Origin of the sequence: Luteimonas terrae (assembly GCF_004358165.1) — a bacterium.
In the GTDB taxonomy this organism is placed as follows: domain Bacteria; phylum Pseudomonadota; class Gammaproteobacteria; order Xanthomonadales; family Xanthomonadaceae; genus Luteimonas; species Luteimonas terrae.
The window spans coordinates 1,355,706-1,378,574 of record NZ_SMTG01000002.1 but is presented as its reverse complement, the minus strand read 5'-3'; the positions used below and the strand labels follow the sequence as shown (position 1 = coordinate 1,378,574).

22 protein-coding genes are annotated in these 22,869 nt (G+C 69.7%); 10 read left to right on the top strand and 12 right to left on the bottom strand.

Annotation, left to right across the window (positions count from 1 at the left end; all coding sequences use genetic code 11):
* Positions 1 to 229 precede the first annotated feature (229 nt).
* A complete protein-coding gene (miaB, locus tag E2F49_RS06430; RefSeq protein WP_082387482.1) occupies positions 230 to 1,687 on the bottom strand; it encodes a tRNA (N6-isopentenyl adenosine(37)-C2)-methylthiotransferase MiaB in 1,458 nt (485 codons plus the stop codon).
* Positions 1,688 to 1,855: 168 nt separating this feature from the next.
* On the opposite strand from miaB, the gene E2F49_RS06425 reads away from it, so the two are divergent.
* The 6 genes from E2F49_RS06425 to E2F49_RS06400 all read left to right on the top strand — a co-directional run bounded on the left by E2F49_RS06425 (position 1,856) and on the right by E2F49_RS06400 (position 6,973).
* A complete protein-coding gene (locus tag E2F49_RS06425) occupies positions 1,856 to 2,806 on the top strand; it encodes a lytic transglycosylase domain-containing protein (RefSeq protein ID WP_425481336.1) in 951 nt (316 codons plus the stop codon).
* Between the two features lie 162 nt (positions 2,807 to 2,968).
* On the top strand, positions 2,969 to 3,607 hold the full coding sequence (gene petA, locus E2F49_RS06420; RefSeq protein ID WP_055249058.1) for a ubiquinol-cytochrome c reductase iron-sulfur subunit: 639 nt from the start codon (positions 2,969 to 2,971) through the stop codon (positions 3,605 to 3,607).
* Positions 3,607 to 4,866: a cytochrome b gene (locus E2F49_RS06415; RefSeq protein WP_133393051.1), complete on the top strand. Its 1,260-nt coding sequence runs from the start codon at positions 3,607 to 3,609 to the stop codon at positions 4,864 to 4,866. Before petA ends, E2F49_RS06415 begins: the two co-directional genes overlap by 1 nt.
* A complete protein-coding gene (locus tag E2F49_RS06410; protein WP_055249054.1) occupies positions 4,859 to 5,617 on the top strand; it encodes a cytochrome c1 in 759 nt (252 codons plus the stop codon). Before E2F49_RS06415 ends, E2F49_RS06410 begins: the two co-directional genes overlap by 8 nt.
* 184 nt (positions 5,618 to 5,801) lie before the next feature.
* On the top strand, positions 5,802 to 6,422 hold the full coding sequence (locus E2F49_RS06405; RefSeq protein WP_055249053.1) for a glutathione S-transferase N-terminal domain-containing protein: 621 nt from the start codon (positions 5,802 to 5,804) through the stop codon (positions 6,420 to 6,422).
* A 68-nt stretch (positions 6,423 to 6,490) separates the two neighbouring features.
* Entirely contained in the window at positions 6,491 to 6,973 is a 483-nt protein-coding gene (locus E2F49_RS06400) for a ClpXP protease specificity-enhancing factor (protein WP_165971130.1), read from the top strand.
* Between the two features lie 67 nt (positions 6,974 to 7,040).
* On the opposite strand, the gene E2F49_RS06395 is transcribed toward E2F49_RS06400, so the two are convergent.
* The 3 genes from E2F49_RS06395 to E2F49_RS06385 form a co-directional block, all read right to left on the bottom strand.
* Positions 7,041 to 7,382 carry a DUF3301 domain-containing protein gene (locus tag E2F49_RS06395; protein ID WP_133393050.1) on the bottom strand — a complete coding sequence of 114 codons (342 nt, stop codon included), beginning with the start codon at positions 7,380 to 7,382 and terminating at the stop codon, positions 7,041 to 7,043.
* 137 nt (positions 7,383 to 7,519) lie between these two features.
* On the bottom strand, positions 7,520 to 8,392 hold the full coding sequence (nadC, locus tag E2F49_RS06390; RefSeq protein WP_055249047.1) for a carboxylating nicotinate-nucleotide diphosphorylase: 873 nt from the start codon (positions 8,390 to 8,392) through the stop codon (positions 7,520 to 7,522).
* Positions 8,389 to 8,658: a Trm112 family protein gene (locus E2F49_RS06385; protein ID WP_055249045.1), complete on the bottom strand. Its 270-nt coding sequence runs from the start codon at positions 8,656 to 8,658 to the stop codon at positions 8,389 to 8,391. Before E2F49_RS06385 ends, nadC begins: the two co-directional genes overlap by 4 nt.
* A 121-nt stretch (positions 8,659 to 8,779) precedes the next feature.
* Between E2F49_RS06385 and purE the strand changes: the two genes are divergently transcribed.
* Both purE and E2F49_RS06375 read left to right on the top strand, forming a co-directional pair.
* Complete coding sequence (purE, locus tag E2F49_RS06380) at positions 8,780 to 9,283, top strand: 5-(carboxyamino)imidazole ribonucleotide mutase (protein ID WP_133393049.1); 504 nt, start codon at positions 8,780 to 8,782, stop codon at positions 9,281 to 9,283.
* Positions 9,280 to 10,431: a 5-(carboxyamino)imidazole ribonucleotide synthase gene (locus E2F49_RS06375; protein WP_133393048.1), complete on the top strand. Its 1,152-nt coding sequence runs from the start codon at positions 9,280 to 9,282 to the stop codon at positions 10,429 to 10,431. Before purE ends, E2F49_RS06375 begins: the two co-directional genes overlap by 4 nt.
* Before the next feature lie 91 nt (positions 10,432 to 10,522).
* On the opposite strand, the gene E2F49_RS06370 is transcribed toward E2F49_RS06375, so the two are convergent.
* The 8 genes from E2F49_RS06370 to E2F49_RS06335 form a co-directional block, all read right to left on the bottom strand.
* Positions 10,523 to 10,942: a VOC family protein gene (locus tag E2F49_RS06370; RefSeq protein WP_133393047.1), complete on the bottom strand. Its 420-nt coding sequence runs from the start codon at positions 10,940 to 10,942 to the stop codon at positions 10,523 to 10,525.
* 99 nt (positions 10,943 to 11,041) lie between these two features.
* Positions 11,042 to 11,839 carry a heme ABC transporter ATP-binding protein gene (locus E2F49_RS06365; protein ID WP_243713480.1) on the bottom strand — a complete coding sequence of 266 codons (798 nt, stop codon included), beginning with the start codon at positions 11,837 to 11,839 and terminating at the stop codon, positions 11,042 to 11,044.
* A complete protein-coding gene (locus tag E2F49_RS06360; RefSeq protein WP_133393046.1) occupies positions 11,836 to 12,897 on the bottom strand; it encodes a FecCD family ABC transporter permease in 1,062 nt (353 codons plus the stop codon). The genes E2F49_RS06365 and E2F49_RS06360 overlap by 4 nt, the downstream gene beginning before the upstream one ends.
* Complete coding sequence (locus E2F49_RS06355; protein WP_133393045.1) at positions 12,894 to 13,952, bottom strand: heme/hemin ABC transporter substrate-binding protein; 1,059 nt, start codon at positions 13,950 to 13,952, stop codon at positions 12,894 to 12,896. The genes E2F49_RS06360 and E2F49_RS06355 overlap by 4 nt, the downstream gene beginning before the upstream one ends.
* 78 nt (positions 13,953 to 14,030) lie before the next feature.
* The gene (locus tag E2F49_RS06350) at positions 14,031 to 15,413 is read right to left on the bottom strand and encodes a Vgb family protein (RefSeq protein WP_165971129.1); all 1,383 of its coding nucleotides are present in this window, start codon (positions 15,411 to 15,413) and stop codon (positions 14,031 to 14,033) included.
* A gap of 86 nt (positions 15,414 to 15,499) precedes the next feature.
* Entirely contained in the window at positions 15,500 to 16,822 is a 1,323-nt protein-coding gene (locus E2F49_RS06345; protein WP_133393044.1) for a class I SAM-dependent methyltransferase, read from the bottom strand.
* Positions 16,819 to 17,856: an alpha/beta hydrolase gene (locus tag E2F49_RS06340; protein ID WP_133393043.1), complete on the bottom strand. Its 1,038-nt coding sequence runs from the start codon at positions 17,854 to 17,856 to the stop codon at positions 16,819 to 16,821. Before E2F49_RS06340 ends, E2F49_RS06345 begins: the two co-directional genes overlap by 4 nt.
* 82 nt (positions 17,857 to 17,938) lie before the next feature.
* Positions 17,939 to 20,212, bottom strand: coding sequence for a TonB-dependent siderophore receptor (locus tag E2F49_RS06335; RefSeq protein ID WP_133393042.1), 2,274 nt, complete (start codon positions 20,210 to 20,212; stop codon positions 17,939 to 17,941).
* Positions 20,213 to 20,478: 266 nt separating this feature from the next.
* Here E2F49_RS06335 and E2F49_RS06330 point away from each other — a divergent pair, with 266 nt between their 5' ends.
* A complete protein-coding gene (locus tag E2F49_RS06330) occupies positions 20,479 to 21,687 on the top strand; it encodes an MFS transporter (protein ID WP_133393041.1) in 1,209 nt (402 codons plus the stop codon).
* Positions 21,684 to 22,850, top strand: coding sequence for an isochorismate synthase (locus tag E2F49_RS06325; protein WP_133393040.1), 1,167 nt, complete (start codon positions 21,684 to 21,686; stop codon positions 22,848 to 22,850). Before E2F49_RS06330 ends, E2F49_RS06325 begins: the two co-directional genes overlap by 4 nt.
* Positions 22,851 to 22,869 lie beyond the last annotated feature (19 nt).

Below are 22,869 nucleotides of genomic sequence, written 5' to 3'. Positions count from 1 at the left end.
CCTCCCCCGCGTCGCGGGGGAGGGTTGGGTGGGGGCAAACAGTCCGATCCCGAAAGAGCAGATTCGCGCGAACAGCCTTCCTTCGGGGCAGCAGTCTCGCGACCTGACCCTTCGCCCCTATCCCAGCCTGTCCGGCCCACCGAAGCACGCCGGGCATTCAATCGACCCGCGCGGTAACACCGCGCAAGCGGATCGCTCTCATCCCCCCGCAGGCGGGGGAAGGAGCGGATCAGGCCTCGTCGCCCTCGCGCACAACGATCCGCCCGCGCAGCGAATTGGTGAGCGCGGCAGTGATCTCCACATCCACGAACTGCCCGATCAGACGCGCCGGCGCCGGGAAGTTCACCGAGCGCATGTTCTCGGTCTTGCCGGTCAGCTCGTTGGGATCCTTGCGCGACGGGCCTTCGACCAGCACGGTCTGCACGCTGCCGACCATCGCCTGCGAGATGCCCGCGGCGTGCGCATTGATGTGCGCCTGCAGGCGCGACAGGCGCGCGTGCTTCTCCTCGGCGGTCACCGTGTCCTCGAGGTCCGAGGCCGGCGTGCCCGGGCGGCGCGAATAGATGAAGGAGAACGACTGGTCGAAGCCCACGTCCTCGATCAGCTTCATCGTCTTCTCGAAATCGGCGTCGGTTTCGCCGGGGAAGCCGACGATGAAGTCCGAGGAGATCGAAATGTCCGGGCGCACTGCGCGCAGCTTGCGGATCTTCTGCTTGAACTCCAGCGCCGTGTAGCCGCGCTTCATCGCCGAGAGGATCCGGTCGCTGCCTGCCTGCACCGGCAGATGCAGGTAGTTCGCCAGCTGCGGCACGTCGCGGTAGGCCTCGACCAGCGAGTCGGAGAACTCCAGCGGATGCGAGGTGGTGAAGCGGATGCGGTCGACGCCGTCGATCTCGGCGATGGTGCGGATCAGCAGGCCGAGATCGGCGATCGTGCCGTCGCCCATGTCGCCGCGGTAAGCGTTGACGTTCTGGCCCAGCAGGTTGATCTCGCGCACGCCCTTGCCGGCCAACTGCACCACTTCCACCAGCACGTCCTCGAACGGCCGGCTGATCTCGGTGCCGCGGGTGTAGGGCACCACGCAGAACGAGCAGTACTTCGAGCAGCCTTCCATGATGGACACGAACGCGGTCGGGCCTTCGGCGCGCGGCTCGGGCAGGCGGTCGAACTTCTCGATCTCGGGGAAGCTGATGTCGACCTGCGGGGTGTTCTGCTCGCGACGGGCGCGGATCAGCTCCGGCAGGCGGTGCAGAGTCTGCGGGCCGAACACCAGATCCACGAACGGCGCGCGCTTGACGATGGCCTCGCCTTCCTGCGACGCCACGCAGCCGCCGACGCCGATCAGCACCGGCTTGCCGTCCTTCTTCAGCGCCTTCCAGCGACCGAGCTGGCTGAAGACCTTCTCCTGCGCCTTCTCGCGGATCGAGCAGGTATTGACCAGCACGACGTCGGCCTCCTCGACGTTGTCGGTCAGCTCCAGGCCGTCGCTGGCGGCGAGCACGTCGGCCATCTTGGCCGAGTCGTACTCGTTCATCTGGCACCCGTGGGTCTGGATGTAGAGCTTGCCGCGCGCCGGCGTGGTGGCCGGTGTCGAGGCCTGTCCGCCGGGCAACGGCAGTGGGATCGACGGGGCAGAAGACGGGTCGGAAGCGGGCGCGCTTGGCGCCGCGAAAGCGGTCTGGGTCATGGCGTGTCCGGGGGCGCGGCGTTGAGTCCGGGCCGGATGGCTGCGAGTGGGGCGGCAGTGTAGCGGGAACGGCCCCGACTGCGATCCCCGTCGCACACCGGAATGCCGCGCGCCTCGTTCACAATCAAGCACTTGGCAACCGCCGCGGAAGGATGGAAACTCCGCGTCGTGAAACGGGGATGGGGACTCATCGCGACGCTCGGTCTGCTGGCGGCCTTTCCGGTTGCCGGCAGTACGCTGTATCGCTGCGATACCGGCGACGGCATCCCGCAGTACGTGAGCAAGCGCGTCTCCGGCGCGAGCTGCCGCATCGTCAGCAGCGCACCGCCGGCGCCGCGGCGCGCGAGCGCCGCGCCCACCGTCCGCGCGCCGGCAGCGACGACGTCCTCGCCGGCGCCGGCCAACGTCGACAGCGGCGCACCGGCGACCTTCATGGGTATTGCCGCGACATCGGCGCCCGCCGCAACGACGCCCGCGGCATCGACGCCGACGCCCGCGCCGGCCGCGCCGCGCGCGCAGTCTGGCAACGGCCAGCGCCGCCTGCAGCAGGGCCAGGTCTACTCGTACATCAAGGACGGCGTGCGTCATTACAGCAGCACCCGGCCGCGTGGAGCCGGGCAGGTCGCCGCCGTGCGCACCATCCAGTACAGCTTCTTCGAGACCTGTTACGCCTGCGGCGCGGCGCCGGGCGTCAACTTCGGCAATGTGCGCCTCAACCCGAATGCCTACAGCGCCGAGATCGCCCGCGCCTCGCGCGAATTCGGTGTCGAGGAGGCGATCGTCCGCGCGATCATGCACGCCGAATCGGCGTTCAACCCGAACGCGCTCTCGCGCGCCGGCGCCCAGGGCCTGATGCAGCTGATGCCGGCCACCGCCGCGCGGTTCGGTGTCATCAATGCGTTCGACCCGGAGCAGAACATCCGCGGCGGCGTGGAGTATCTGGCCTGGTTGCTCAAGCGCTTCAACGGCGACCTGACCCTTGCCGCGGCCGGCTACAACGCCGGCGAAGGCGCGGTGCAACGCCACGGTGGCGTGCCGCCGTACGCGGAGACCCAGCGTTACGTGGTCCGCGTGGGCACGCTGGCCGACCGCTACCGCGGCCAACTCGCCAGCAGGTGAGGCCCGGCCGGCGCAAGCCGCGCACGCCTGGCGATTGTCGGTCGATTCAGGCTTCCGCTACACTCGGGCCATCTCTGAAAGAGCGGCCATCCGTCCCATGGGGCGAACCGGTCCGCGGCAGCCAGTACACAACAGCTACCGAATCAAGAGGGCGCGTACCGGATGGTCGACGAAGCGTTGGGCGGGTCTGGCCCTGGGGAGGGTCCAGTCAACGAGGGGCGGCGTCGATTCCTGACGGCCAGCACGCTCGTGGTGGGAGCGGTCGGCGCGGGCATCACCGCGATCCCGTTCATCAAGTCGTGGAATCCGAGTGCGCGGGCCAAGCTGGCGGGCGCTCCGGTGACCGTCGACATCAGTGCGCTGCAGGAAGGCCAGCGGCTGATCGCCGAGTGGCGCGGCCAGCCGATCTGGATCGTCAAGCGCTCCAAGGCAATCCTCGAGGCGCTGCCGACGCTCGATGACCAGCTGGGGGATCCGGAGTCGGAGAACGCCGACCAGCAGCCGGCCTACGTGCTGGAATCCAATCGCGAGCTGCGCTCGATCAAGCCCGACATCTCGGTGCTGGTGGGGCTGTGCACGCATCTGGGCTGCTCGCCTGAAATGGTCGCCGAGATCCGTCCGGCACCGTTCGACGCGAACTGGAAGGGCGGTTACTTCTGCCCCTGCCACAAGTCGAAGTTCGACATGGCCGGCCGCGTCTACAGCGGCGTGCCGGCGCCGAACAATCTGCTCGTGCCGCCGCATTACTACGCGGACGACAACACGATCGTGATCGGCGTCGATCCGGAGGGCGCAGCCTGATGGCCAACGTATTCGTCCGCGGCGCGAATGGCGTCTTCGAATGGGTCACCGAGCGGGCACCGGCCTTGATGCCGATGTACCGCAAGCACATGACCGAGTACTACGCGCCGAAGAACTTCAACATCTGGTACATCTTCGGCGTGCTGTCGCTGGTCGTGCTGGTCAACCAGATCCTGACCGGCATCTTCCTGACGATGCACTACAAGCCGAGCGCGGCGGAAGCCTTCGCCTCGGTCGAATACATCATGCGCGACGTGGAGTGGGGCTGGCTGATCCGCTACATGCACAGCACCGGCGCCTCGCTGTTCTTCATCGTCGTCTACATCCACATGTTCCGCGGCCTGATGTACGGCAGTTACAAGAGGCCGCGCGAGCTGGTGTGGATCCTCGGCATGCTGATCTACCTGGTGCTGATGGCCGAGGCCTTCCTCGGCTACGTGCTGCCCTGGGGCCAGATGTCGTTCTGGGGCGCGAAGGTGATCATCTCGCTGTTCGGCGCGATTCCGGTCATCGGCAACGGCCTGACCGAGTGGATCATGGGCGACTACCTGCCCAGCGATGCCACGCTCAACCGCTTCTTCGCGCTGCACGTGATCGCGCTGCCGCTGGTGCTGCTGCTGCTGGTGGTGCTGCATCTGGGCGCGCTGCACGAAGTGGGCTCGAACAACCCCGACGGCGTGGAGATCAAGTACGGGCCCAAGGGCAACCGCTGGTCGCCGACCGCACCGGCCGACGGCATCCCGTTCCATCCGTACTACACGGTGAAGGACGGCTTCTACGTCTGCTTCTTCCTGATCATCGCGGCCTTCATCATCTTCTTCGCCCCGGCGTTCGGTGGCTGGTTTCTCGAGCACGACAACTTCACCGAGGCCAACAAGCTGGTGACGCCTGAGCACATCAAGCCGGTCTGGTACTACACGCCGTACTACGCGATGTTGCGCGTGGTGCCGCACAAGCTCAGCGGCGTGCTGGTGATGTTCGGCGCGATCGCGATTCTGTTCCTGGTGCCGTGGCTGGACCGCTGCAAGGTCAAGTCGCATCGCTACCGCGGCCCGATCACCAAGATCATGCTCGCCGTGCTGGTGGTGTGCTTCGTGTGGCTGGGCAAGATCGGCGCCGGCCCCGGCACCGATCCGGTCGAGACCTGGATCGGCCGTGGTCTGACGATCTTCTACTTCCTGTTCTTCTTCACGATGCCGATCTGGACCGTGCTCGACAGAACCAAGCCTGTGCCGGAACGGGTGACGACCCATGACTGACCGTTCCTTTTTCCGCATGTGCGCCGCCCGCGCGGCGACCGCCGTCGCCGGTCTGCTGCTGTCGTTCGGTGCGCTGGCTGCGGCTGGCGGGCCGGTCGAACAGGCCGGCACCGACATCGGCGACCGCGCGTCGCTGCAGCGGGGCGCGCAGCTGTACATGAACTACTGCGCGGGCTGCCATTCGCTGAAGTTCATGCGCTACTCGCGCATGGGCGAGGACCTCGGGCTGACCGAGGACGAGGTGATGAACAACCTCAACCTCACCGGCGCGGCCTACGGCGAGCACATCGTCTCCTCGATGCCGGCCGAGCAGGGCGCCAAGTGGTTCGGCCAGGCCCCGCCGGACCTGAGCCTGATCACCCGCGTGCGCGGCAGCGACTGGGTCTATACCTATCTCAAGTCGTTCTATCTCGATGAGTCCCGTCCGCTGGGCTGGAACAACACCCTGTTCCCGAACGCGTCGATGCCCAACCCCCTGTGGGAGATGCAGGGCCTGCAGCGCCCGGTCCACGGCGAGACCGACGAGACCGGCGAGCCGGTGGTCGCGCATCTGGAGATGGGCACGCCCGGCAGCCAGGATGCGCGCCAGTTCGACCAGACCGTCCGCGACATCACCACGTTCCTGGAATACGTCGGCGAGCCTGCCGCGCTCAAGCGCCAGGCCCTCGGCGTCTGGGTGCTGCTGTTCCTGACCCTGCTGACGTTCCTGGCCTGGCTGCTGAAGCAGGAATACTGGCGCGACGTCCACTGATCCGGGCGTTCCCGGGTGGCGTCGGGGAGCGACGCCACCATGCCGAAGGCACCATTGCCGTCCGGCTCAGGGAAATGCGAGACTCGGGAAACCGCGACGACCGTCTGCGAGGGGCAGCGGGCGTCCACCGGGCTGGCGGAATCCAGCCTGCCGGACAGGCCGGGCGACGGCCGTGAGTGCATCCATGCGAAACGTGCTGACGCTGTTTTCTTCCGTCGACGACGTGCTGTGCCACCGCGCGCGTCTGGTGCTGGCTGCCAAGGGCGTGACCTACGACATGGTCCCGGTCGATGCGCAGAACCCGCCCGAGGACCTGATCGATCTCAATCCCTACCACTCGGTGCCGACCCTGGTCGAGCGCGAGCTGGTGCTCTACGCGGCGAGCGTGGTCAGCGAGTACCTCGACGAGCGCTATCCGCATCCGCCGCTGATGCCGGTCGATCCGCTGTCGCGTGCGCGCCTGCGGCTGGCGATGCTGCGCATCGAACACGACTGGGTGCCGCAGGTGCAGGCCATCCAGATGGGCAACAAGGCCCAAGCCGAGACCGGACGCAAGCGGCTCAAGGAACTGGTGACCGCGGCGGTGCCGCTGTTCAAGGCCAGCAAGTTCTTCCTCAATCCGGAAATGAGCCTGGCCGATTGCGCGATGGCACCGATCGTCTGGCGCCTGCAGGCGCTCGAGATTCCGCTGCCCAAGGACGGCGCCAAGGCCATCGAGGACTACGGCAACCGCATCTTCCGCAGCCCGGGCTTCGTACGCAGTCTGACGCCGCAGGAGCGGCAGTTGCGCGCGCTGCCGGAGTGATCCGGCCGCGTCGCGGGCGTTCAGATTTACACGCCTGAACCACCGGGCTTGCGGCTAGACTGTCGCGCATGAGCGACGCCCCGACTCCGATGACCAGCCATCGCCCGTATCTGTTGCGGGCGCTGTACGAATGGATCGCCGACAACGGCATGACGCCGCACATCCTCGTCGATGCGCGCCAGCCGGGCGTGCGCGTGCCGGCGCACGCGGTCAAGGACGGGCGCATCGTGCTCAACATCGCCGACCGCGCGGTCGGGCGTCTGGAAATGGACAACGACAGCGTGCGGTTCTCCGCGCGCTTCGGCGGCGTCAGCCAGTCGGTGCTCGTCCCGGTGGGCGCGGTGCTGGCGATCTACGCGCGCGAGACCGGGCAGGGCATGGCATTGCCGGAAGAGATCGGCGGTTCCGCCGAGCCGCATGCCGAGGCCGAAGACAGTGCGCCGGCGCTGCATGCGGTCGACGACGGCGATGACGGTGAAGGGCCCGACGACCCGCCGGGCGGCGACGGTCCCAGCGAACCGCGTCGCGGGCATCTGCGCGTCGTCAAGTAACGCCGCGAACGCGGCCGACGGCGACAGGCAGGCGCAGCAGTTCCAGGTTCACGACGTTTCGCCGACTTCAGTTCGTCCAGTGGATCGACACCGGCTGCGGCCGGGTAGGACCGCTGAAGGCAACGAGCTGATCGCCACGCAGGACCAGCTGGCCGATGTGCCGTTGCACGCCGTCCTCCGAATACTCGAAACGGAAGTTGCGCTCGACGCGCAGGTGACCGGAGTCGTCGCGGCGCAGCCGCATCGAATACGCGTGCACGGCCTGGTCGAGCCACTGCACGCCGGCGCGTTCGCAGGCCTCGCGGCCGAGCTGTCCGGCGCGCTCGGCGGCGGCACGCGCGCTGCTCCACCACAGGAATGCGGCGAACGCGGCCAGCATCGCGAAGATCATCATCGGAAAGTCGGGCATGGGCGAACTGTGGCGGCGAGGTGGTCGCGATACAAGCCCGGCGGCTGTGGGAGCGCGCTTGCGCGCGATTCCGGAAAGCTCCGGAGCTGCAGGCGTATCGGAATCGCGCGCAAGCGCGCTCCCACGAAAGCGACTACTCAGGCGGGCGGCGGCCCGAGCTTGAGCGACAGGTCGATCGCGCGGACGTGCTTGGTCAGGCCGCCGATCGACACGTAATCGACGCCGTCCTCGGCGATCGCGCGCAGGGCGTCGAAGTCGACGCTGCCCGACACTTCCAGCGGCACGCGCCCGGCGTACGGCGCGTCGCGTGCGATGCGCACGGCCTCGCGGCGCGTGTCGCGGTCGAAGTCGTCGATCAGCACGCGCGTGCAGCCGGCATCGAGTGCGGCGCGCAGTTCGTCCAGCGTCTCGACCTCGATCACCAGCGGCAGGTCGGGCGACTGGGCGCGTGCACGCTCGACCGCCGCGGCAATGCCGCCGGCCGCGCGGACATGGTTCTCCTTGAGCATCACCGTGTCGTAGAGACCGATGCGGTGGTTGCCGCCACCGCCAACCCGCACGGCGTATTTCTGCGCCAGCCGCAGGCCGGGGAGCGTCTTGCGCGTATCGAGAATGCGCGTCGCGGTGCCTGCAACGGCGTCGGCGTGACGCGCGGTCACGGTCGCGGTGGCGCTGAGCGTCTGCATGAAATTGAGCGAGGTGCGTTCGGCACTGACCAGCGCCCTCGCGCGTCCGGCGAGCGTGGCCAGCACCGTGCCGGCGACGACGCGATCGCCTTCATCGACGCGCCAGTCGATGCGGACGTCGGGATCGAGCGCGCGGTGGCAGGCATCGAACCATGGCCGTCCGCAGACGACGGCGTCTTCCTTGCACAGCAGATAGGCGACATCCGCGGCGTCGGGCAGCAGTGCGGCCGTGACGTCGCCGCTGCCGATGTCCTCGGCCAACGCGGCCGAGACGTTGGCCTCGACCGCCGCGTGCGGAATGCCGAAGCGGTCGTCGCGGCTCATGCCTTGGGGAAATCCGGAATCTGCGCCGTCGCGATGCCTTCCTCGACCAGCAGCACCGGAATGCCGTCGTCGACGCGGTAGACGCGCTTGCGGTCGTGCGTCACCAGCGCCTCGCGCACCGGACCGGCCTGTGCACTCCCGTCCTCGCGCCGCGCGTTGCCCGAGGCGATGGCCGCGTTGAGCGCATCGAGTCCGGCCGCGTCGAGCAGCGCGAGCGGCTGGCGGCTGGCGGGGCAGACGAGAATGTCGAGCAGCTTGCGGTCCATGGGCGATCTTGTGGAAGCGTGGAGGCGGGCGAAAAGGGTAGCACCCGGCGTCGCGTGAACGGCGTGCGCGCACGCAGGCGCCAGCCCGGATAAAATGCGTCTTTGTGGCCGGGAACCCCCAATGTCCGCCAGTTCCGTTCCGCCGAAGGTCGGCATCGTGATGGGATCGCGATCCGACTGGGACACGATGCAGCACGCCGCGCAGAAGCTCGAGCAGCTCGGCGTTCCGCACGAGGTCCGTGTCGTTTCCGCGCACCGCACGCCCGACGTGCTTTTCGAATACGCATCCAGCGCACAGTCGCGCGGCCTGCGCGCGATCATCGCCGGGGCCGGCGGCGCGGCGCATCTGCCCGGCATGCTCGCCTCGAAGACCGCGGTGCCCGTGCTCGGCGTGCCGGTGCAGTCCAAGGCGCTCAACGGCATGGACTCGCTGCTGTCGATCGTGCAGATGCCGGCCGGCATTCCGGTCGCGACCTTCGCCATCGGCAATGCGGGCGCGGCCAATGCCGCGTTGTTCGCCGCGGCGATGCTGGCGTCCGACGATGCCGTGGTCGCGGCGGCGCTGGCCGATTTCCGCAAGCGCCAGACCGACGACGTCGCCAGCAACGACGATCCGCGGCGATGAGCGCTACGACGGTCGGCATTCTGGGCGGCGGTCAGCTCGCCCGCATGCTTGCGCTGTCGGGCGCGCCGCTCGGTCTGCGGTTTCTGGTCATGGATACGTCGGGCGACGCCTGCGCCGGCCAGTTCGCGCCGCTGCTGGTGGGCGACTATCGCGACGAGGCCGCACTGGCCGAATTTGCCGACAAGGTCGATGTGGCGACCTTCGATTTCGAGAACGTGCCGGCCGAGAGTGCGCAGTGGCTGGCCGAGCGCGTGCCGGTGTTTCCGAATCCGGGGGCACTGGCGCTGACCCAGGACCGGCTGGCGGAGAAGACGCTGTTCCGCGAACTCGACATTCCGGTGCCGGATTTCGCCGACGTGCCGACGCGCACGGCGCTGGACGAGGCCGTTGCACGTATTGGCACGCCTTGCATCCTCAAGACGCGGCGGCTGGGTTACGACGGCAAGGGCCAGTTCCGCATCAAGTCGCCGGCCGATGTCGACGCCGCCTGGGACGCGCTGGGCGCACAGGCCTCGAGCGTCGGACTGATTCTCGAAGGCTTCGTCGCGTTCCAGCGCGAGCTCAGCGTGGTCGCCGTGCGTGGCCGCGACGGCGAGTTCCGCGCCTGGCCGCTGACCGAGAACTGGCATGTCGACGGCGTGCTGTCGGCGAGTCTCGCGCCAGCACGTGTCGACGCGTCGTTGCATGCGACGGCGATGTCGCATGCGCGTGCAATCGCCGAGCGTCTCGGCTACGTCGGCGTGTTCGCACTGGAACTGTTCTGCCGCGACGGCGAATTGCTGGCCAACGAACTCGCGCCGCGCGTGCACAACTCCGGGCACTGGACGATCGAAGGCAGCGAGACCTCGCAGTTCCAGAACCATCTGCGCGCGGTGCTGGGCCTGCCGCTCGGCGACACGGCCGTGCGCGGCGTGGCCTGCATGCTCAACTGGATCGGCGAGATGCCCGATCCGACAGCGATGCTGTCGACGGCCGGTGGTCACTGGCACGACTACGGCAAGCAGCCGCGCGCGGGTCGCAAGGTCGGGCACGCCACGCTGCGCGCCGACGAGGCCGAGGCGCTGGCGCAGCGACTGGCGGATGTCGGCGAAGCGCTCGGGCGTCAGGCGCAGGTCGCGCCGGTCGTGGCGCGGTTGCGCGAAGCCTGATCGCGCCTGTGGGAGCGCGCTTGCGCGCGATGCGGCTCTCGCCTGGAAGCGTCTTCGCGCGCAAGCGCGCTCCCACAGGGGGTCGAAGACTTCAATCCGACCAGGGGTCGTAGCTGCCGAACCACCACAGGTGGCCTTCCGGGTCTCGGCAGGAGTAACCGCGGCCGCCGTAGGGCTGGTCGGCGATGTCCTGCACGATGACCGCGCCCTTGGCCTTCGCCTTCGCGTAATGCGCGTCGACGTCGGCGACGACCACACAGGGGCTCTGGGTGGTGCGGCCTCCGAGGTCGCGTGGCTGGGCGATCAGGTCGCCCCATTCGCTGTCGCGTTGCGTCGAACCGAGCATCAGCATGCCGGTGCCGAAGACGAGTTGCGCGTGGTGGACGGTGTCGCTGTCGCGATGGACGGCCTGCGCCTCGAAACCGAAGGCTGCGCACAGCCAGTCGATCATGCGCGGGGCGTCGTCGTAACGCAGGCAGGGGATGATCGTGGAGCCGGAAGATGCGGACATCGTTGGGAATCCTCGAAAGGGCGCTGGCGATGGGTTTCGCTGCGCTCCATCCATCCTACGCCGGTCTTGCGAGGCAACGCGTGCGCTGCTCCTGCAGGGTCAGACGCGTGGATCGTCGCTGACGACCAGCGGCACGCCGCGGGTCGGGTGTTCGAGGACCAGGACCGGCTGGGCGTAAACCTGTTCGATCGTCGCCTGCGTGAGCACTTCCCGGGGACTGCCGTCGGCGGCGATGCGCCCCCCGTGCAGCATGACGATGCGGTCGGCATGGCCGGCGGCGAGGTTGAGATCGTGCAGCACGACGATCACGCAGGCTCCGTCGTCGGCGAGGCCGCGGGCGATGCGCAGCACGGCTTCCTGGTGTTGCAGGTCGAGTGCGGCGGTGGGTTCGTCGAGGAACACGACCGGCGTGGTCTGCGCCAGCACGCGCGCAAACGCCGTGCGCGAGGCTTCGCCGCCCGACAGGGTCTGCACGTCGCGCGGGTCGAGATGGGTCACGTCGGCCGCGGCCAGCGAGGCATCGACGATGCGGGCGTCCTCGACCGGCGCGGGCGGATGCGGCAGCCGGCCCATCGCCACGACCTCGCGCACGCTGAAACCGAAACGCACCGCGTGGTCCTGCGGCAGCACGCTGCGCTCGCGCGCCAGCGGACGCGCTTTCCAGTCGCGCAGTTCGGCGCCAGACAGGCGCACGCGGCCGGCGGCCGGGGCGAGATCGCCGCTGGCGACCGCGAGCAGCGTCGACTTTCCGGCGCCGTTCGGGCCGACCAGTGCGGTGAGCGTGCCGCGCGCGAAGCGCAGGTCGATCGCATCGAGAATCGCGCGGCCGTCGATGCGCACGGTCACGCCGTCGAGCGCGAGCACATCGTGCGCAGCGTCGTGCGTGCCCATGCTCATGCGGCGCCCTTGCGGCGCAGCACCAGCCACAGGAAGAACGGTGCGCCGAGCGCCGCCGAGAACAGGCCCAGCGGGATCTCCGACGGCGGGTCGAGACTGCGCGCCGCGGTATCGGCGATGACGATCAGCAGGCCGCCGCAGACCGCCGACAGCGGCACCAGCCAGCGGTGACCGGGGCCGGCGAGCAGGCGCACGAAATGCGGGACGACCAGGCCGACGAAACCGACCACGCCGGCGAATGCGACCGCCGAGCCGACCAGCAGCGCGCAGACCGCGATCAGCATCAGCCGCGCGCGTTTGACGTCCAGGCCGATGTGCTGGGCCTGACGCTCGCCGAGCGCGAGCATGTCGAGCGGCGTGGCCAGCGCACGCAAGGCCACCGCGCCGAGCACGAAGGCGGGCAGGGCGGCCAGCATCGAGTTCCAGTTCGCCATCGCCAGCGAGCCCATCTGCCAGAACACCAGCGACTGCAGTTCGTCGGCGTTGGCGATGTAGGTGAAGAAGCCGATCGCCGCCGAGCACGCGGCGGCGATCGCGATGCCGACCAGCAGCAGCGTCGCGGTGCCGCTGCCGCGGTCAGGCCGGGCCAGCAGATAGATCAGCGTCGTCGTCGCCGCGCCACCGAGGAAGGCCGCGACCGGGATGGTCCACGCGCCCAGCGCGGTCGCGCCGAGCACGATCGCCGACACCGCGCCGAGCGCCGCGCCATGGGTCACGCCGACGATGCCGGGATCGGCCAGCGGATTGCCGAACAGGCCCTGCAGGCCCGCGCCGGCCATCGCCAGCGACGCGCCGACGATCACCGCCAGCAAGGCGCGCGGCACGCGCAGGTTCCAGACCACCGAAATGTCGCGCTGCGTGAGCGTGCCGGCATCGACCAGGCCGAGCTTGTGCGCGATCACGTGGACCACGTCGCCCGGCGGAATGCGCAGCGGACCGATGCCGAACGACAGCACGATCACCACGACCAACAGGGCCAGCATGCCGACGCACAGCAGACCACCCGGCGGACGTCGGACCAGACCGCTGCGTCGCGGCGCGGTGGAACCTGCGGTCATGCGCCCGGCGCGGCGTCGAGTTCTGCGGCCAGAGTCGCCAGCGCCTGGGCCAGCGCGATCGCGCCGGTGCCGCCGCCGATGCTGCTGACCTTGAGCTGCGTGTCGGGCATCACCCAGACGCGGTCGGCGAGGCCGGCCGGCGTCTGCCTGAGCGAGGGATAGGCCTTCCACAGGCCGTCGGCGCCGCCGAACACGCGCAGGTCGTCTTCGCTGACGAGGATCACCTCCGGCTCGACCGCGACGATGCCCTCGTTGCTGAGCTGCGAATAGTTGGCGACCTTGGCTTCGTCGCCGACGTTGATGCCGCCCGCCAGGCGGATGACGCCTGCGGCCGCGGTATCGGCGCCGCCGACGGTCGGCGAGCCGCCGCCACCGGTGGCCGAGATGTGGATCACGCGCGGCTTGCGCGCATGGCTGCCGGCGATGCGCGCGGCCTCGTCGAGCTGCTGCTGCACCAGGGTGGCAAGCTGCTCGCCCTCGTCTGCATGCCCGAACACGGTCGCGAGCTTGCGCACCTTCTCGGGAATCGGCTGCAGCTCGTCGACGATCACCAGTGCCAGGCCGGCATCGCGCAGGGGCTGCGCGAGCTTGCCGTGGCGGCGCAGGCTGTTGCCGACGAACAGGGTGCCGTCGAGGCTGAGGATGCCTTCGACGCCGGTGGTGCGGTTGAACAGGAAGTGGTGCTGCGCATCGCGCCCGGTCTGCGTCACCGCGTTGGTCGGCGCGGCGAAGACCTGGTCCGACAGGCCCAGCGCATCCATGACCATCACGATGTCGTCGTTGCCGACGATGGTGCGTGCGGTGTCGGTGACCGTCACCTCGACGCCGTCGTCGGATCGCACCGTGACCGGCAGATCCTGCTGCGAACGGTCGACGCGCGGAATGTCGGTGCCGGCGACGTGCTGCCAGCCGTCGGGCAATGCGGCATCGGACGTTTGCGCGGGCGCGGTGTCGGCGCGGGCATCGTCGGCGGGCGCCGGCGTCGAAGGCGCGCACGCGGCGAGCGCGCAGGCGAAGGCGAGGGGCAGCAGGGCGCGGACGCGACGGTCGGACATCTTCGGTTCCATGGGCGGACAAGACAGCGGCCGGACCGAAGTCCGGCCGCTGCAGAAGGCCTATTTTACAGCGGTTCGTCAGTCGGCCTTGGGCGTGATCCGACGGATCTGGTCGCCGTCCATGTCTTCGGCACCGCGCGACTTGTTGACGGCGTAGATGGTGCCGTCGCCGGTCGGCAGGACGTGGTTGGGGAAAGTGCCGCCATCGAGATTGGCGACGATGTTGCCGTTCGCATCCACGGCCGTGATCGTGCCCGCGCCACGGCTCGCGACGTAAGCCAGCTTGCTGTGCGGATCGAACGCCACGTAGACCGCGCCCGCGCCGACGTAGACGTCGTGCAGCACTTCGCCGGTGTCGGCGTTGGCGATCACCAGGTTGTCGCTGCCCTGCGCGGCGACGTAGAGGCGACGGCCTTCGGGATCGATCGCGACGCCGATGCCGCCGTTGATGGACGGGAAGCGGAACATCCTGTCGACCTTGCCGGTCGCACCGTCGAGCACGACGACTTCGCCCGTGGACAGACCCACCGAGTAGAGCTTGCCCGCAGCGCGGTCCAGCGTGAGCGCCATCGGGCCGAACTCTTCGCCGCGCACACCCGACGGCACGGTCAGGTCCTGCACCTGCTCGAGCGTCTTCGCATCGAAGGCCACGAACTTGCCGCCGCCGAAGCCGCTGGCCCAGACGCGGTTGTCCTTGGTGTCGACGACCAGGTCGCGGCCGTGCGGCAGTACGCCCTTCTCGAACTGCTTGACCAGCGACAGGTCGGACTGGCGGTACACCGCCACCGTGTCGTCGCGCGTGTTGGTGACCCAGACGTTGCCGTTCACGTCGTCGACCGCCACGCCGTAGACCGCGTACACGCGGCCGTCGCTCTGGCCTTCGACCTGTGCCGGCGTGGCGCGCGCGGTGATTTCCAGCGTGTCGGGATCGAGCTTGAGCAGCTCCGACTGGCTGACCGGCGGGCGACCGACGGCGGCGGTCACGAACAACGCATTCGACTTCTCGCTGTGGGCCACCTGGTACAGGCCCTGGACGAGCTTGTTGGTCGCCACGTCGTAGCGGGCTTCGCCCGACAGCGGAATGTCCTTGGAGATCTTCAGATCGAACACGACGGCGGCATCCGGGTTGGCGGCGCGAACGACGACGGGGTGACGACCGGTCACCGCGTCGGCGGGGATCTGTACGGTGCCCTTGAAGCGGCCTTCGGCATCGGCCGTGTAAGGCTGGGCATTGAGCACGGTTTCGCCACGCAGCAGCGTGACCGACTGGCCCGGCTGGAAGCCGCTGCCGTTGAGTTCCACCGTGTCACCGGCCTTGATCACCGGACTGGCGGCGCGCACGGCGCCCTTGAAGTCGATGGCCGGCTGGCCGAAGCCCTGTGCACCGACGGCGCCGACGGCGGCGCACAGGGCGAGGGAAAGCGCGGCGAGCCGCAGTCGACGCGGGGACAGCATGTGCATGACGAACTCCTGGAGCTTGGGTTGAACCGGCGTTCCGTATCGCCGGCAGGAAACAGCATCGGAAACGGGAAAGACGATGGCGGGCGTCACGTCGGCATCCGCCGGTACGTGGCGGAACCGATCGCCGGCACGAGTGCCAGCGCAGGCACGCCGGGCAGGGCGGCGAGCTGGCGCGACAAGGCATCGGCCGGGGCGTTGCCACCCGGCGTCGGCACGCAGGCGTGGACCAGCCCGGCCCAGGTCAGCGCCTGCAAGGTCTGGTTGAGCAGGCCGGGCGCGGCGTCGAAGGGTGCCAGCGTGCGCAGCTGCGCGAACTGCGCGGGCGCCTGCGCGAGGCGGGCGAGCACGGGCGCGCACAATTCGCGCGGTCCGTGGACCGGCCCGATGCGTGTGTCGAAATGCAGGTCGTCGTCGAGCGTGTCGGGTGCGCCGGGCAGGGCGGCGAACACCAGTGCATCGAGCGCCGCGAGATGGGTGGCGTCGTCGAGCCGGCGCGTGTCCTTCTGGAACAGGTCGCGGCGCAAACTCTGGTTGCGCGCGATGTCGCGCGCGGTCTCGGCCAGCGGCCCCGGCGGCAGGCTGCGCAGGCGTGCCTGCAGGGCGGCGGGTACCGACAGCGCGTCGATGTTCTCGATCGGCGTGGCGCTGCCGATGAAGCCGCAGCCGGCGCCGGCGAACGCGCGGATCACCTCCGCGGCGTGCTGCGGCTGCCAGTGTGCACCTCCGAACTCGTGCACCAGATAGCCGGGCGTCTCGCGTTCCATCGCTTCGAGCTGGCGCAACGCGCCGGGATGCTCGGCGAACAGGCCGGCGCCGCTATCGGCGAGATCGCGCAGCAGTGCCAGCGCGGTCGTCATGCGCGTGGTGGCGTCACCGTCGAGATGGCGCGTGGCCTCGTGCAGCAGGCGCTGCGCGGCCTGCAGCTGGGAGGCACCCGGATGGCTCATGTAGCCGATCGCGGCGATGCCGCCGGGCGCAAGATGCCGCGCGACCGTCGAGACGATCGCCGCGCGTACCGCGTCGGACACCCAGGCCCAGACCCCGTGGCAGACAATGAAATCGAACGCGCCGTGCGCAGCATCGGCGAAGTCGCGCAGATCGGCGTGCACGAATTCCAGGTTGGCCAGGCCCGCGCGCTCGGCGAGGCCGCGCGCCCGGGCGATCTGCGCCGCGTCGACATCGACGGCGGTGAAACGCCCGGCGGGATTGCAGGCCGCCGCGACCAGTGCGGTCAGGCCCGCGCCGCAGCCCAGCTCGCACCAGCGATAGCCCTGCACGAGCGCAGGCGCGCGGACGCCGAGCGCGGTCGCGGTGGCGTGCAGCCACGTCGGCATCTGCTCGCGATGGAAATGCATCGGATACACGGCATCGGCCGCGTCACCGTCGATGTCCATCGCGCGCGCGTTCACCGGTTCGGATCCACGCCGTCGGCATGGCTCGGCGTGTCGCTGTGGTCGGCGACGCCGGTGATGGCATGCAGCGCCCACATCAGCGAGGCGCGGAACATCGGGCCGTGGGTCAGCGCCGGGAATTCGCGGTATTCGACCTGCAGGCCGTCGACTGCGGCCAGACGCTGCGCGAGCTTCTCGGCCGAATCCGGCGGCGCGGCTTCGATGCGGCGCAGATGCACCTGCACCCGCGGATCGTTCAGATCGCGATGGCCGACGTCGCGCGTGCGTTCGCCTTCGCCCAGACCGATCAGCACGCGCGCCGGGTGGCCGGCGTTGTGGGTGATGAAGCGTTGCTCCGGCGCACCGAGCAGGGCGCCGTCGCCCCACCACAGCGACGGACTGCCGGCGGCGTAGGTGTCGAACGCGCCGCTGCGCGTGTACAGCGTATGCAGCGCGAACAGGCCGGCCAGCGAATGCCCCCACAGCGTCTGGCGATTGGGATCGGTGGCGACACGGCGCGCGATTTCGGGGCGGATCTGCCGCTCGATCACCTCCAGCAGCGCATCCGCGCCGCCACCGCCGGTGATCGTGCCGCCCGAGCGCACCGGCCGTTCGCCGGCGAACGGCGTGTAGTCGCGCGTGCGTGCTTCGGAGTCGATGCGCAGATCGTTCGGATAGCCGACGAAGACCAGCGCGTGCGGCACCGGCTGCGCGGCCAGTTCGGCCAGCAGCGCGTCGTCGAATTCCACCAGCGCGGCATTGCCGTCGAGCATCCAGAACGCCGGCCAGCCCTCCGCCGGCGCGGTGCCCCTGGGCGCGGCCACGTGTACCCGCCATGTGCGCTGGCCGTCGGCGCTGTGCACGTCGAAGCGTTCGAAGGCGTAGTGCCGCGAGGCGTGGTCGGCGACCGTGTCGGTGATCGCCTGCGTGGGGTTGCGCTGCTGCGCGGCCGCCGTCGAGGGCACCGCCTGCAGCGCGAGCAGCAGGCCGGCAGCGGCGGCGAGCGAACCCAGCCGCACGCGGCGATGGGGGTTGGATCTGCGGACGTTCATGCGGGACATCGTCAGGCGGGGCTTCGATCTTCGGGGTGCGGACCGGATGCGTCCAGTTCGCATCCGGGGCGAGATGTTGGGCTCAGAACCCGATGTGCATGCTCACGTAGTAGGCGCGGCCGGGCTCGTTGTAGGTCGCCGCACCGGCGTACTGGCTGTTGGATTCGCGGAACAGCCGCTTGTCGAACAGATTGTTGACGCCGCCGCCGAGGCTGACCGTCGGCGTGATGCGGTAGCGCGCGCCGATGCCCCAGACGTTGTAAGGGCCGCGGACCTGGCGCAGCGAGGCGCAGTCCGCGCCGGCCTCGTCGCAGCGGTCGTCGTTGTTGATGTCGCGCGTCGCCGGTGCCTGGCGGCCGTAGAAGGTGCCGGTCAGCAGCAGCGACAGCGCCTCGGTGGCCTGCCAGTCGAGCGAGGTGTTGACGGTGTACTCGGGAATCACCGACAGCGGCTGCCCGGTCACCGTGTTCTCGTTCTCGATCATGTACGTGACGTTGTTGTTCCACTTCAGCACGTCGCCGCGGTCGCCGAGCAGCGGCACGTTGAAGTTGCCCTCCAGGCCCTGCACGACCGCCTCGGGCGCGTTCTCCCACTGGAAGATGCGGGCCGGTGTCACGCCCGGCGCGCCGGGCGTCTGTCCGACCGGCACGAAGCCGGCGACGATCTTGTCCTCGTAGTCGTTGTGGAACCAGGTCAGCGACGCGTGGTAACCCGACTGCGGCGCCCACTCGATGCCGATCTCCTTGTTGAGGCTGGTCTCGGGATCGAGGTCGGCGTTGCCCTGCACGTAGCAGCCGGCGCCGAGGCTGGGGAAGTTGTCCGGGCAGCCGAAGCCCATCGTGTAGTAGAGATAGTTCGGGTTGGACTGGTAGAGGTTGGGCGCCTTGAACGCGCGCGCCACGCCGCCCTTGAGCTTGAGGTCGTCGGTCAGCGCGAACTGCACGTTGAGGCTGGGGCTGGCGTTGTTGCCGAACTGGCTGTGGTGGTCGAAGCGCAGGCCCGGGGTGATGATCCAGCGCTCGCCTGCATAGATGTTGTCTTCGACGAACACCGCCGAGGTCTGCGCGTCGGCCTTGCCGCCGCCGCGGGTTGGGTCCAGGCCGGGAATGCCGCCGCCGTTGTTGCCCGACTGCGACATCGAATAGGGATCTTCGAGTTCGCTGTCGCGGTGTTCGAAGCCGAACGTCCACACGTGCTCGGTCGCGCCCAGGCGCGTGGGCAGGTTCACCTCGCCGTCGATGCTGGCGTTGCGCAGGCGCGAGGTCGACCACGCGGTGGCGTTGCCGATGGTGCCTTCGGGCCCGCCGGCCAGGCCTTCGTTGAGACGCGTGTTGTTGGTGCCTTCGACGGCGACGGTCAGGCGCGAGGACGCATCGCCCCAGGTGCCGCGATGGGTGATCGCACCGGTGTTGCGGTACATGCGGTTGGTCTCGGCGCCCGCGTTCGCCAGTTCGGTCGTCAGCGGCGTGCCGTCCAGGCTGACCGCACGGTCGCCGGCGTAGATGTTGCCCTGGCGGCTGGTGCCGGCCTCGAGCTCGACCACGTGCGCCGCATCGATGTCCCAGCGCAGCAGGGCGTTGACGTCGCGGTTGCGCACGCCCTCGCGGCCGGCCGGCGGGGTGACGCCGGTGCCGGTCAGGTAATCGGCGTTTAGGTCGAGCGAGTCGGCCTCGGTCTTGTTGACGTTGCCGTAGAGACGGAACGACAGCGCATCGGTCAGCGGACCGCTCAGGGTGACGCCGGCGCGCTGGCTGCCGCCTTCGGCGCCGTGCTGCGGCACCTGGCCGTAGAGGCTCAGCGAGCCGCTGAGATCCCCGGTCGGTCGCTTGGTGATGATGTTGACCACGCCGCCCGAGGCGCCCGAGCCGTAACGCGCGGCCGCCGGGCCGCGCAGCACTTCGATGCGCTCGACGGCCTCGGCCGGCACCCAGTTGGTGTCGCCGCGCGTGTTGCGTTCGCCACTGCGGCCCATGCGGATCGAGTCGCGCGAACCCACCGGCTTGCCGTCGACGAGGATCAGCGTGTTCTCCGGACCCATGCCGCGCAGGTCGATCTGGCGGTGGTTGCCGTACTGGCCCGAGGAACTGTTGCCGGTGAGGTTGACGCCCGGCATGGTCCGGATCAGTTCCGACAGGTCGTTCGCCGGCGGGCGGCGCTCGATGTCCTCGACCGTGATCACCGACGTGCCCAGCGCCTGGCGGGCGATCGCCTCGGCGGTGACGCGGACGGTATCGAGCTCGGTCGCGTCGCGCGCGTCATCGGACACGGACTGCGCTAGCGCCGGGGTCGACAGCAGCAGTGCGATGGAGGCGGACAGGGCGCTCGCAGCGGGGAGACGCGGGGAGGGACGGGACATCGGGGGCTCCGGCACGGACAGGGGGACACACGGACTCGACCGTGTTCAGGTGCGGAATCATAAAGTTAATGTGAAGCATTCTCAACAACCCGGTTTCGGGAGACGGATGGGTGCGGCTGCATCAGAGCGTTTCGACCGTGTACCCGCGTCGTTGTAAATGCGAACTGATATCATTTGCTGCGAGCGGTCGCCCGACGGTCGCGGCATCGCTTCCCCGATCACGAGTCACGGCGCCGTCAGCGCCACATCGCGCCGTCCGAGACCCCATGCAGACCGTTACCACTTCCGCCACGCCCGCGTCCGCCCTGCCGGCGCTCGTGTTCACCGCGCTGGTGGGCACGATGGCGATGATGGCCTTCGTCGCGGTGGTCGGGCCGGTGGTGCGTCTGCTGGGCCTGGCCGAATGGCATGCCGGCCTGTCGGTGACCGCGGCCGGCGTGCTGTGGATGCTCTCGGCACGTCGCTGGGGCCGGTTGAGCGACCGGATCGGCCGGCGTCGCGTGCTGCTGATCGGGCTGGCCGGCTACGCGGCGGTCTACATCGTGATGGCGGTCTTCGTGGACGCCGCCCTGCGCGCGCCGCCGGCGGTGGCGCTGTCGGTCGCGATGCTGGTCGCGACGCGTGCGCTGATCGGCCTGTTCTACGCGGCCATTCCGCCGACCGCTGCGGCGCTGGTCGCCGACGAGGTGCCGCCGGGCCGGCGCGGCGCGGCCATGGCCAAGCTCGGCACGGCGAATGCACTGGGCATGGTGATCGGGCCGGCCGCCGCGGGCTGGATCGCCCTGCACGGCATCGCGCTGGCGCTGTACGTCGCCGCGGTGCTGCCGCTGCTGTCGCTGGCGGTGCTGTGGTGGCGCCTGCCCGATGCGCCGGCAGCCGATGCCGCCCGCGGCAGGCCGAAGGCCACGATGGCGCTGTCCGATCCCCGTCTGCGGCTGCCGGTGTTCACGGTGTTCGCGGCGATGGTCTCGGTGACGATCGCGCAGGTCGTCGTCGGCTTCTTCGCGATCGACCGATTGCGGCTGTCGCCGGCCGACGGCGCCGGCGTCGCCGGTCTGGCGTTGACCGCGGTCGGCATCGGCCTGATCTGCGCGCAGGCGCTGGTCATGCGCTTCAAGGCGGTGCCGCCGGCGCGCTGGATCACCGTCGGCGCGCTGGTCTCGGGCCTCGGCTTCGCATCGTCGGCGCTGATCGCGGTGCAGTGGCAGCTGCTGCTGGCCTACGGCGTCGCCGCGTTCGGCATGGGCTTCGTCTTCCCCTCGTTCCAGGCGCTGGCCGCGGACTCGGTGGAGTCCCACGAGCAGGGCGCGGCCGCCGGTACCGTCGCGGCCGTGCAGGGCATGGGCATGGTGGCCGGTCCGCTGCTGGGCACGCTGCTGTATCGCTGGTCGCCATCGCTGCCGTATCTGTGCGTCGGCGCACTGCTGGTGATGCTGTCGATCGTCGCGGCGCTGCACACGAGGCGCCGCGCATGAGCGCCGCGCCATTGCTCGAGCCGCGCGACCGCACCGGCGATGTCGCCAGCCTGTTCCGTCTGCATGCGCCGGACCGGCGCCTCGCGACGGACGGCATCCACGCGCGTCTGCCGGCGGGACCCGCCGCGACGCTCGGCCAGCGCGTGGCGACGTTCTTTTCCACGCCGCGCAGCGGTCCCGATCTGCTGGTCGGCGCCTTGCCCTTCGATCCGCACGCCGACGATGCGCTGTACCAGCCCGCGCGCGTGTCCGCGCCCGGCACCGGCACGCTGCCCGCGTCGCTGGGTACGCTGGTCGCGGCCGCCGAACTGCCGTCGGCAGGCGCGTACGCGGACGCGGTCGCGCGCTGCGTCGCGGCACTGCAGGCCGCGCCCAATGGCGCCGACGCGCTGCGCAAGGTCGTGCTCGCGCGTGGCCTGCGGATCGAAGGCAGTGCACCGATCGATCCGCACGTGCTCGCGGTGAAGCTGGGCAGCGATGCCAGCGTGACCACCTATGTCGTGCCCTTGCCGGTCAAGGCGGACGAGGCGCCGGCGTGGCTGGTCGGCGCGACGCCGGAACTGCTGGTCTCGCGGCGGGGCCGCACCGTGGTCTCGCATCCGCTGGCCGGCTCCGCACGTCGCACCGGCGACGCCGCCGAGGACCGGCGTCGCACCGATGCGCTGCTGGCCTCGGGCAAGGATCTGCATGAACACCGCCTCGTCGTGGAGGCCATCCTCGACGGACTGGCGCCGCTGTGCAGCCGGCTGCAGGCACCGCCGCGGCCTTCGCTGCAGGCGACGGCGACGATGCTGCATCTGGCGACCCGCATCATCGGCACGCTCAAGGACCCCGATGTCTCGTCGGCGACGCTGGCGGGTGTTCTGCATCCCACGCCCGCGGTCTGCGGCACGCCGCGCCTGCCGGCGCTGCAGGCCATCCGCGATCTCGAACCCTTCGATCGCGGCTTCTACGCCGGTGCGGTCGGCTGGACCGACGCCTCGGGCGATGGCGACTGGTACGTGGCGATCCGCTGCGCGCGCGTGCAGGGCAACGCCATGCATCTGTTCGCCGGCGCCGGTATCGTGGCCGACTCGCAACCGGCGCTCGAGGTCGACGAGACCGCGGCGAAATTCATGGCCCTGCGCAACGCGATCGGCATCGACGACGTGCGCGCTGTCTGACGCAACAGGACTTCCGAAC

Excerpts from the sequence above, each read along its gene's own strand:
- E2F49_RS06350 (WP_165971129.1), bottom strand. The coding sequence starts at position 15,413 with ATGCACATGCTGTCCCCGCGTCGACTGCGGCTCGCCGCGCTTTCCCTC.
- E2F49_RS06405 (WP_055249053.1), top strand. The coding sequence starts at position 5,802 with ATGCGAAACGTGCTGACGCTGTTTTCTTCCGTCGACGACGTGCTGTGC.
- E2F49_RS06340 (WP_133393043.1), bottom strand. The coding sequence starts at position 17,856 with ATGAACGTCCGCAGATCCAACCCCCATCGCCGCGTGCGGCTGGGTTCG.
- nadC (WP_055249047.1), bottom strand. The coding sequence starts at position 8,392 with ATGAGCCGCGACGACCGCTTCGGCATTCCGCACGCGGCGGTCGAGGCC.
- E2F49_RS06335 (WP_133393042.1), bottom strand. The coding sequence starts at position 20,212 with ATGTCCCGTCCCTCCCCGCGTCTCCCCGCTGCGAGCGCCCTGTCCGCC.
- E2F49_RS06360 (WP_133393046.1), bottom strand. The coding sequence starts at position 12,897 with ATGACCGCAGGTTCCACCGCGCCGCGACGCAGCGGTCTGGTCCGACGT.
- E2F49_RS06355 (WP_133393045.1), bottom strand. The coding sequence starts at position 13,952 with ATGTCCGACCGTCGCGTCCGCGCCCTGCTGCCCCTCGCCTTCGCCTGC.
- E2F49_RS06385 (WP_055249045.1), bottom strand. The coding sequence starts at position 8,658 with ATGGACCGCAAGCTGCTCGACATTCTCGTCTGCCCCGCCAGCCGCCAG.
- miaB (WP_082387482.1), bottom strand. The coding sequence starts at position 1,687 with ATGACCCAGACCGCTTTCGCGGCGCCAAGCGCGCCCGCTTCCGACCCG.
- E2F49_RS06325 (WP_133393040.1), top strand. The coding sequence starts at position 21,684 with ATGAGCGCCGCGCCATTGCTCGAGCCGCGCGACCGCACCGGCGATGTC.
- E2F49_RS06375 (WP_133393048.1), top strand. The coding sequence starts at position 9,280 with ATGAGCGCTACGACGGTCGGCATTCTGGGCGGCGGTCAGCTCGCCCGC.
- E2F49_RS06370 (WP_133393047.1), bottom strand. The coding sequence starts at position 10,942 with ATGTCCGCATCTTCCGGCTCCACGATCATCCCCTGCCTGCGTTACGAC.
- E2F49_RS06400 (WP_165971130.1), top strand. The coding sequence starts at position 6,491 with ATGAGCGACGCCCCGACTCCGATGACCAGCCATCGCCCGTATCTGTTG.
- E2F49_RS06365 (WP_243713480.1), bottom strand. The coding sequence starts at position 11,839 with ATGAGCATGGGCACGCACGACGCTGCGCACGATGTGCTCGCGCTCGAC.
- E2F49_RS06330 (WP_133393041.1), top strand. The coding sequence starts at position 20,479 with ATGCAGACCGTTACCACTTCCGCCACGCCCGCGTCCGCCCTGCCGGCG.
- E2F49_RS06410 (WP_055249054.1), top strand. The coding sequence starts at position 4,859 with ATGACTGACCGTTCCTTTTTCCGCATGTGCGCCGCCCGCGCGGCGACC.
- petA (WP_055249058.1), top strand. The coding sequence starts at position 2,969 with ATGGTCGACGAAGCGTTGGGCGGGTCTGGCCCTGGGGAGGGTCCAGTC.
- purE (WP_133393049.1), top strand. The coding sequence starts at position 8,780 with ATGTCCGCCAGTTCCGTTCCGCCGAAGGTCGGCATCGTGATGGGATCG.
- E2F49_RS06415 (WP_133393051.1), top strand. The coding sequence starts at position 3,607 with ATGGCCAACGTATTCGTCCGCGGCGCGAATGGCGTCTTCGAATGGGTC.
- E2F49_RS06395 (WP_133393050.1), bottom strand. The coding sequence starts at position 7,382 with ATGCCCGACTTTCCGATGATGATCTTCGCGATGCTGGCCGCGTTCGCC.